1 protein-coding gene is annotated in these 1,610 nt (G+C 39.8%); it reads right to left on the bottom strand.

Going from position 1 to position 1,610, the window contains the following annotated elements:
- Nucleotides 1-117 precede the first annotated feature (117 nt).
- A complete protein-coding gene (locus IEW69_RS16800; RefSeq protein WP_188628034.1) occupies nt 118-1,569 on the bottom strand; it encodes an IS1182 family transposase in 1,452 nt (483 codons plus the stop codon).
- Between the last annotated feature and the right edge of the window lie 41 nt (nt 1,570-1,610).

Raw genomic sequence — 1,610 nt, 5'->3', positions numbered from 1 at the left:
TTACTTGATCGCTTTTTTATTTCATACTTATTTCGAGTAGAATACTATGGAGCGACTTGTTCGGCTGAGATGGTGATTGTAGGCATTCGCAGTCTATTTTTCGGCGAGTTCGGTTACTTAGTAAGTTAGTTTGAGGATTCTTTTAAGATTGACGGTAAAGATTGTCAATGCGCCCTGCATTTGCATGTTTTCAATTCCATAAGATGTTGCCCGATCATAGCCGTGAACATTTTTAAGCTCACTATTTTTTGCTTCGATCTTATATCGGTGTTTTATTTTTTCCTTGTAATAGCCTGTTTCCTGAAAGGCTATCTGCTGCTGATGCAGATCTGATTTTATGGTCACTGAATAGGATTTGGTCTTAGCGCCTTCTTTATAGCAGTTCTCCTTTATTGGACATCTTTTGCATTTTTCGACGTCAAAATAATATGTTTGCAGTTGATTCTCCCCAATATTCTTTTTCCCCTGACGCGCTTTTCGAATGGCCAAATGACCCGCAGGGCAGACAAACATGTCAGCATCTTTATTGTAATCGAATCTATCTTCATCCTTTCTGAAGCCTTGGGCTATTGAGGGGTTCAGCCTGGCTACGATCTTAATATCCTGCTGGTTAGTTAGCTCAAGATTATCTTTCCCTGAATAAGCTGCATCGCCGATAACTGTGTCCACTTCAATCCCATTGTTCTGGCTGATCTGTAAAAGTTTTGGAAGCTCGGGACCATCACCTTTTTCTCCTGAGGTTACTATAGCAGCTGTAATAATACGTTCCTCTGTCATTGCCAGATGGGTCTTGTAACCAAAGAACGAGCTGTCAGATGATTTATGACCGGTTTTAGCATCCCTGTCTTTTGAAAGGGTATAATTTTCCTGCGTATCCTCAATCGCTTCTTTAAGTAGGTTTAACTTTTCTTTGACTGCTGGAATCAAACTTAACGTTTGATCTGATTCAATAAACTTTTCAAGTGCTGTACTATAGGCTAACTCTTTTTCCAGCTCACCCGAGGTATTCTTTTCCGGCATGCGCTCTTTTAGGTTCTCATCTACGGCGTAAACTGCTTTTCGAAGTAGCTTTGATCGCTCCCTCAATACCTCAAGTGCTGAATATGGATTTGATCTTGAAAGCGAATGGGTCGCATCAACAATAATGGATCTGGATCGAATAATCCCCTGCTCTATAGCAATAGAAACAGTTTTGCTGATCAACAGGTTCAAAAGATCGGTATCCTTCAGTCGCAACTTCCGGAATTTGGTCAATGAACTGGGGTTGATAACTTCCTGCTCAGGGGCCATTTCAAGGAAATACTTGAAAGACATATCATACCTGGAACGTTCCACCACGTCAACGTCTGAGACAGTATAAATTGTTATCAATAACAGATACTTGAACATGCGTACCGGGCATTCTGCCCTACGGCCATTATCACAACAATATTTGTCTACTAACTCTTTATAAATAAAATTAAAATCAATAAGATCGTTGATCTTGCGAAGAAGATTGTCTTTTGGAACAATCAAATCATACAGCCCCGAAAATGTGCTGAATTGAAGCTTTTGCTGTTGAGCTAACATCTAAATGCCTTTTAAACCTACTTTAAGATACAAAAAAAGGA

This window comes from Pedobacter quisquiliarum (assembly GCF_014642175.1).
Classification (GTDB): Bacteria; Bacteroidota; Bacteroidia; order Sphingobacteriales; family Sphingobacteriaceae; genus Pedobacter; species Pedobacter quisquiliarum.
This window is presented reverse-complemented; position numbering and strand designations above follow the sequence as displayed.